This window comes from Halorubrum sp. SD612 (genome assembly GCF_002135005.1).
This window is the reverse complement of the sequence record NZ_NEWI01000004.1, coordinates 43,596-49,759: the sequence shown is the minus strand read 5'-3', so window position 1 is coordinate 49,759 and position 6,164 is coordinate 43,596. Positions and strand designations below refer to the sequence as shown.

Below are 6,164 nucleotides of genomic sequence, written 5' to 3'. Positions count from 1 at the left end.
TCGCGAACGTCCCCGAGATCGAAGACGAGATCGAGCTCGCGGTCCGGGAGGCCGCCCGCGAACTGAAGTCGTTCCTCAGTAAGCGGCGCTCGATGCAGCAGCGCCGGGAGAAACAGGACGTGCTCGGTCGCATCCTCCCGGAGATGGCCGACAAGGTCTCGGAGGTCACCGGCCGGCCGCGCCCCGACATCGACGGGGCCCTGGCGCGGATCATGAACAACGTCAGCGTCGAGCGCGAGGTGAACGGCGAGGCGGTGACGCTCACCGTCGAGAACCACTCGGACGTGAACGAGGAGCTGGAGATCACCGACATCGTCTCGGCGGAGCCGACCGACCTCTCCGACGGAACGGTGGTGGATATGGACGGCGAGTGGTTCGTCCAGTGGAAGCCCGAGGTCCCCTCGGGCGACGAGCGAGAACTGACGTACGCGGTCGACGGCGACCCCGAGTTCGAGGTCAGCGTCGGCGGCGTGGAGACCGAGAAACTCACGGTGAACGACTAATGACGACCGAAAGCGACGCACGAGACGAGCTGATCGACCTGGCCGCCGACTTCTACGACCAGTTCGCGGCGGGGTCGATTCCGGAGATGACGCTCCCCACGCGGACGAAGAGCAACATCGAGTACGACGAGGAGAGCGGCGTCTGGACCTACGGCGACCGCACCTCGACGCGAAGCGCGAACTCGGTGCGGGGCGCGCGCAAGCTGCTGAAAGCCGCCTACACGATCGAGTTCCTCGCGAACCAGCTCGACGACGATCGCTCGTCGACGCTGCGCGAGCTGTACTACCTGTCGGAGTCGTGGGACAACGACGAGGCGCAGTTCAACTCCCAGGACGAGTCGAACGACCTCGTGGAGGACTTAGAGATCGTCACGGGCGTCACCCGCGAGGACTTCCACATGCGCCCGGAGGAGTCGGGCGCGAAGGTGATGGGGCCGCTGCTCCTCCGCGAGCAGACCAACCGCGGTGAACGCGAGATCCACTGTCAGCTCGACGTGGGGCAGGGCGGCTACCAGATCCCGAACAACCCGGACACCATCGAGTTCCTCGACAACGACGCCGAGTTCGTCCTCTGCGTCGAGACCGGCGGGATGCGTGACCGGTTGGTCGAGAACGGGTTCGACGAGGCCCACGACGCCCTCGTGGTCCACCTCGGCGGCCAGCCCGCCCGCGCCACCCGCCGGCTCACGAAGCGCTTCCGCGACGAGCTGGACCTCCCGGTCGTGGTGTTCACCGACGGCGACCCGTGGTCCTACCGGATCTACGGCTCCGTCGCGTACGGCTCGATCAAGTCCGCACATCTCTCGAAGTACCTCGCGACGCCCGAGGCGCGGTTCATCGGGATCCAGCCCGAGGACATCGTCGAGTATGACCTCCCCTCCGACCCGCTATCCGACTCGGACATCAACGCCCTCGAATCCGAGCTGGAGGACCCGCGGTTCCAGACGGACTACTGGGAAGAGCAGATCGAGCTCCAGCTCGACATCGGCAAGAAGTCCGAACAGCAGTCCCTCGCGAGCCGCGGGCTCGACTTCGTCACCGACACCTACCTCCCCGAGCGGCTCGGGGAGATGGGCGTGATCTGACCGCCGGCGCCGTCGCGCTCGGCGGCCCGCCGCTACGCATCTTCGAACGCGATCTCGTCGACCTCGCGGCGCTCGCCGTCGGCGTCGTCGTCCTCGTACTTGTACACGACGCCGTCTTCCTCGTCGGCCGTGGCCCTATGCGAGCCGTCACAGAGCGGTTGCGAGTCGGAGAGCCCGCACCGACAGACGTAGATCAGGCCGTCGTCTCCCTTGTCGTCGTCGTCCAGTATCGTCGGCCCCCGCTCTTCGTGCGTGACTTCGCGTGCCATGGGCGCGAATCGGACCGCCGGGTGGATACCGTTTGGGGCCGCGGGCCGCAACTTCTCCGCGGCTCGCCCGTCGCAACCCCCTTGCCCGTGGGGCGCGTATCGGGGGTATGAGCGAGACAGACGAGCGCGACCCGGCGGAGCTGACCGACGACGAGTGGCGCGAGCGACTCTCCGACGAGGAGTACCGCGTGCTGCGCGAGAGCGGCACGGAGGCGAAGTTCTCCGGCGAGTACGTCGACCACCACCCCGACGACGGGGAGTACAAGTGTCGCGCCTGCGGCACGGTCCTGTTCGAGGCCGAGACGAAGTACGAGTCCGGCTGCGGCTGGCCCGCCTTCTACGCCGCCGAGGAGGAGTCGGTGACGACGACGGTGGACACCAGCCACGGGATGCGCCGCACCGAGGTCCGGTGCGCGAACTGCGACTCGCACCTCGGGCACGTGTTCGACGACGGCCCGGAGCCCACGGGGAAGCGGTTCTGTATCAACTCGGTCGCGATGGAGTACGACGACGAGTGAGCCGCCGCGACACGGCGCGTCGCGGGGTCACTCCGAGCAGAGCGGAAGCCTGACGACGAAGACAGCGCCCCTCGGCTCGTCGTCCTCGACCCACACGCCCCCGCCGTAAATCTCGACGAGCGAGCGGACGAGGTACAGCCCGATCCCCGCGCCCGGGCTGTCGAGGCCCTTCTCCCCCTTCCCGAATATCTCGTCGCGCTGGCCTTCGGGGATCCCCGGCCCGTTGTCGGCGACGCGGACCTCGGCGACGCCCTCGTCGACGGTCGCCGACACCGTCACCTTCGGCGGGGTCTCGTCGTTGTGCTGGACCGCGTTCCGCAGGAGGTTCCGGAACACCGAGCTCAACATCTCGTCGCCGACGACCTCGACCTCCGGGTACGAGCCCTCCACCGTGAAGACGGCCTCTGAGTACGCGGACCGCACCTCCTCGACCTGCTGTGAGAGGACCCGGTCGAGCGCGACGCGGCTCGGCTCGGCGTCCTCGCGGAGCATCACTTCGGCGAGGTCGCGGACCGTCGTGGTGAGCGAGACGGCGCTCTGCGTGTTCCGCTTGATCACGTCGAGGTACTCCCGCCCCTCCTCGTCGACGTGGTCGTCGAGCAGTTCGGCGTACGCCCCGACGAGCTGGAGGTCGTTGCGGATGTCGTGGCGCATCACCTGGTTCAGCAGCTGTAGATCGTCGCGCTGTCGCTTGAGGCGCTCTTCCGGGTCCGCCCTGTCGCCGCTCTCGAAGCGCGCGTCGTTGCCCTCTCTGAGGGCCTCCTCCTCGTTCATACCGACGATATAGGCCTACCGGGGGTTTTAGATGTCGGTCGCGGGCGACCGGCGGTCCGTCGCCGCCCTCACATCCCCTCGTCGAGCAGTTCGCGGGCGACGATGTTCTTCTGGATCTCGGTCGTCCCCTCGTAGATCTGCGTGATCTTCGCGTCGCGGTAGAGCCGCTCGACGTCGTGGTCGTTGACGAAGCCGGCGCCGCCGTGGATCTGGACCGCCTCGTCGGCGACCTCGACCGCGGTCCGGGAGGCGAACTCCTTGGCCATCGACGCGAGCGCGGTCAGGTCGCCGGCCTCGTTGTCGACCGCCCACGCGGAGCGGTAGGTGAGCCAGCGGGCGGCCTCGGTATTCGTGTGCATCTCCGCGAGCTTGTGTTTGATCGCCTGGAAGTCGGAGATGGAGCGGCCGAACTGCTCGCGCTCCTCGGCGTACTCCAGCGCGCGCTCGGCCGCGCCGCGGGCGATGCCGACGCCCTGCGCGGCGACCGCGGTCCGCGTCTCGTCGAAGAACTGCATGAGCTGGAGGAATCCCATCCCGCGCTGGCCGATCAGGTTCTCCTCGGGCACCCGCACGTCGTCGAAGCGGAGCTCCGCGGTGTCGCTCGCGCGGATGCCGAGCTTCCCGGTTATCTTGTCGCGGGTGAGCCCGTCGCGGTCGCCCTCGACGAGGATCTGCGAGTAGCCCGAGTAGCGGTCGTCGATATCGGGGTCCGTCTCGCAGACGACGACGAAGTAGTCCGCGACGGTGCCGTTCGTGATCCACATCTTCGACCCGTTTATGACCCACTCGTCACCGTCCTTCTCCGCCCGCGTCGCCACGCTCGTCACGTCCGAGCCGGCCTGCGGCTCGGAGATGGCCGACCCCATCACCGCGTCGCCCGCGGTCACTTCGGGGAGGACACGCTCCTTCTGTTCCTCGGTGCCGAACTCCATCAGCGCCTCGGCGCCGAACCCGGCGCTCGAGATACAGAGCCCGATCCCGGGGTCGGCCGCGAACAGCTCCTCGGTGAGGATGGCGTTCTCCAGCGAGGAGTAGCCGATCCCGCCGTACTCGACCGGGACGTGCGGCGCGAGCAGCCCCATGTCGGCGGCCTTGTCCATCACCTCGTGGGGGTACGCCTCGTCGACGTCGTACTCGGTCGCGACCGGTCGGATCTCCTCGTCGGCGAACTTCCGTACCTCCTCGCGCAGCTGCTTCTGTTCGTCGGTTAGCTGGAACTCCATGGCTCGAACATCAGGATCGAGCGTGATAGTCTTTGGCGAACGACAATGAATTTGGAAGTAGTTGTTCGTTTACGCGCCGCGAGTATGCCACCAGCGCGTCAGGCGCCCCGCGACGGCCGTATCGCGACGGGGACCGCGCCGCGACCGCGGCCTCAGCGTTCCTCGACGAATGCCGCGATCCGGTCGGTCGCCTCCTTCAGCTCGCGCATCGAGGTCGCGTACGACACCCGGAGGTGCCCTTCTCCGCCCTCGCCGAAGACCGACCCCGGGACGACGGCGACGCCCTGCGCCTCCAGCAGCTCCTCGGCGAACGCCTCGTCGTCCCCGCCGCACTCGGGGAACGCGTAGAAGGCGCCGCCCGGCTCGAAGGTGTCGAGGCCCATCTCGTTGAACCGGGAGACGACCAGCCGCCGGCGGCGGTTGTACTCCTCGACCATCTCCGACACTTCGTCGTCGCAGCGGTCGAGCGCCTCGATCGCCGCGTACTGCGGCGTCGTCGGCGCCGACAGCATCGTGTACTGGTGGATCCGGTTCATCGCGTCGATCGCGTCGGTCGGCCCCAGCGCGTACCCCAGCCGCAGTCCGGTCATCGCGTACGCCTTCGAGAAGCCGTTGACGACGACCGTGCGCTCGCGCATCCCCGGCTGGGTCGCGATCGAGGCGTGGTCGTCCCCGTACGTGAGCGCGGCGTATATCTCGTCGGCCACCACGCGGAGCTCGTTGTCGCGGCAGAACGCCGCGACCTCCGCGAGTTGCTCATCGGTCATCGTCGCGCCCGTGGGATTGTTCGGGTAACACAGCACGAGCAGGTCAGCGTCGGCCGCGCCCGCGGCCTCCAGCGACTCCCGGGTGAGCGCGAAATCGTCCGCGGCGCGCGTGGGGACCGTCAGCCGCTCGCCGCCTGCCAGTTCGATCCCCGGTCCGTAGGAGATGTACGTCGGCTCGTGGACCGCCACGGTGTCGCCGGGGTCGACGAGCGCGCGGAAGGCGAGGTCGACCGCCTCGCTCGCGCCGGTGGTGACCAGGACCTCTTCGGACGGGTCGTACGACTGGTCGTAGCGCTCGTGGTGCGCGGCGACACGCTCGCGGAGCGCGGCCATCCCGCGGTTCGCGGTGTAGGACGTTTTCCCGCGTTCGAGCGAGTCGATCGCGGCGGTGCGGGCGGCCCACGGCGCCGAGAAGTCGGGCTCGCCGACCCCCAGCGAGATCACGTCGTCGCGCGCCTCAGCGAGCTCGAAGAACTTCCGGATCCCCGACTCCGGGAGGGTGCGCGCGCGGTCCGAGATCCTCATGGCGACACGGAGAGGCGGTCGTCGTCGTCGCCGTCCTCGAACCGGATCCCGCCGTCCTTGTACGTCTCCATGATGTAGTGGGTCACGGTCTGGGTGACCGCCGGCATCGGCGCGACCTGCTCGGAGATGAACTCGGAGACGTCTTGCATGTTCTCGCCGAGCACCTCGACGGCGAAGTCGTAGTCGCCCGAGACCAGGTGTAAGGCGTCGACGGCGGGGAACTTCGCGATCCGGTCCGCGACCTGCTCGTACCCCGTCTCGCGGTCGAGTTCCACGTTGATCTCGACGACGGCGCGGATCTTCCCCTCCTCGACGCGGTCCCAGTCGACCACGGCTTGGTAGCCGTGGACGACGCCGTCGCCCTCCAGCGCGTCGATCGCGTCAGCTACCGCCGCCGCGTCGAGGCCCGTCTGGGCCGCGATGTCGTCGATGTCCTCGCGGGCGTTCCGCGCCAACACGTCGAGTACCTCGCGCTCGGCGTCCATACCCTACGATTACTC

Annotated in this window: 7 protein-coding genes and 1 pseudogene; 3 read left to right on the top strand and 5 right to left on the bottom strand. The window is 68.3% G+C overall.

Annotated features, from left to right (window positions below; all coding sequences use genetic code 11):
* Positions 1-503 (top strand): annotated as a pseudogene (locus tag B9G38_RS01225) (DNA topoisomerase VI subunit B); the annotation flags it as partial.
* Positions 503-1,588: a DNA topoisomerase IV subunit A gene (locus tag B9G38_RS01220; protein ID WP_049929589.1), complete on the top strand. Its 1,086-nt coding sequence runs from the start codon at positions 503-505 to the stop codon at positions 1,586-1,588. The pseudogene B9G38_RS01225 and the gene B9G38_RS01220, both read left to right, overlap by 1 nt.
* Positions 1,589-1,620: 32 nt before the next feature.
* Here the strand turns inward: B9G38_RS01220 and B9G38_RS01215 are convergent, their stop codons facing one another.
* Positions 1,621-1,857: a CDGSH iron-sulfur domain-containing protein gene (locus B9G38_RS01215; protein WP_086219209.1), complete on the bottom strand. Its 237-nt coding sequence runs from the start codon at positions 1,855-1,857 to the stop codon at positions 1,621-1,623.
* Between the two features lie 107 nt (positions 1,858-1,964).
* On the opposite strand from B9G38_RS01215, the gene msrB reads away from it, so the two are divergent.
* The gene (msrB, locus tag B9G38_RS01210) at positions 1,965-2,375 is read left to right on the top strand and encodes a peptide-methionine (R)-S-oxide reductase MsrB (RefSeq protein ID WP_049929592.1); all 411 of its coding nucleotides are present in this window, start codon (positions 1,965-1,967) and stop codon (positions 2,373-2,375) included.
* A 27-nt stretch (positions 2,376-2,402) separates the two neighbouring features.
* Here msrB and B9G38_RS01205 read toward each other — a convergent pair whose 3' ends face one another.
* From B9G38_RS01205 to B9G38_RS01190, 4 genes are all read right to left on the bottom strand, one after another.
* Positions 2,403-3,149, bottom strand: a complete 747-nt coding sequence (locus B9G38_RS01205; RefSeq protein WP_086219208.1) for a sensor histidine kinase KdpD — start codon at positions 3,147-3,149, stop codon at positions 2,403-2,405.
* A 68-nt stretch (positions 3,150-3,217) separates the two neighbouring features.
* A complete protein-coding gene (locus tag B9G38_RS01200; RefSeq protein WP_049929594.1) occupies positions 3,218-4,372 on the bottom strand; it encodes an acyl-CoA dehydrogenase family protein in 1,155 nt (384 codons plus the stop codon).
* Positions 4,373-4,524: 152 nt separating this feature from the next.
* Positions 4,525-5,664 carry a pyridoxal phosphate-dependent aminotransferase gene (locus tag B9G38_RS01195; protein WP_086219207.1) on the bottom strand — a complete coding sequence of 380 codons (1,140 nt, stop codon included), beginning with the start codon at positions 5,662-5,664 and terminating at the stop codon, positions 4,525-4,527.
* Positions 5,661-6,149, bottom strand: coding sequence for an Lrp/AsnC family transcriptional regulator (locus tag B9G38_RS01190; protein WP_049929596.1), 489 nt, complete (start codon positions 6,147-6,149; stop codon positions 5,661-5,663). Before B9G38_RS01190 ends, B9G38_RS01195 begins: the two co-directional genes overlap by 4 nt.
* Between the last annotated feature and the right edge of the window lie 15 nt (positions 6,150-6,164).

Coding starts and splice junctions, on each gene's coding strand:
- B9G38_RS01220 (WP_049929589.1), top strand. CDS start 503: ATGACGACCGAAAGCGACGCACGAGACGAGCTGATCGACCTGGCCGCC.
- B9G38_RS01215 (WP_086219209.1), bottom strand. CDS start 1,857: ATGGCACGCGAAGTCACGCACGAAGAGCGGGGGCCGACGATACTGGAC.
- msrB (WP_049929592.1), top strand. CDS start 1,965: ATGAGCGAGACAGACGAGCGCGACCCGGCGGAGCTGACCGACGACGAG.
- B9G38_RS01205 (WP_086219208.1), bottom strand. CDS start 3,149: ATGAACGAGGAGGAGGCCCTCAGAGAGGGCAACGACGCGCGCTTCGAG.
- B9G38_RS01200 (WP_049929594.1), bottom strand. CDS start 4,372: ATGGAGTTCCAGCTAACCGACGAACAGAAGCAGCTGCGCGAGGAGGTA.
- B9G38_RS01195 (WP_086219207.1), bottom strand. CDS start 5,664: ATGAGGATCTCGGACCGCGCGCGCACCCTCCCGGAGTCGGGGATCCGG.
- B9G38_RS01190 (WP_049929596.1), bottom strand. CDS start 6,149: ATGGACGCCGAGCGCGAGGTACTCGACGTGTTGGCGCGGAACGCCCGC.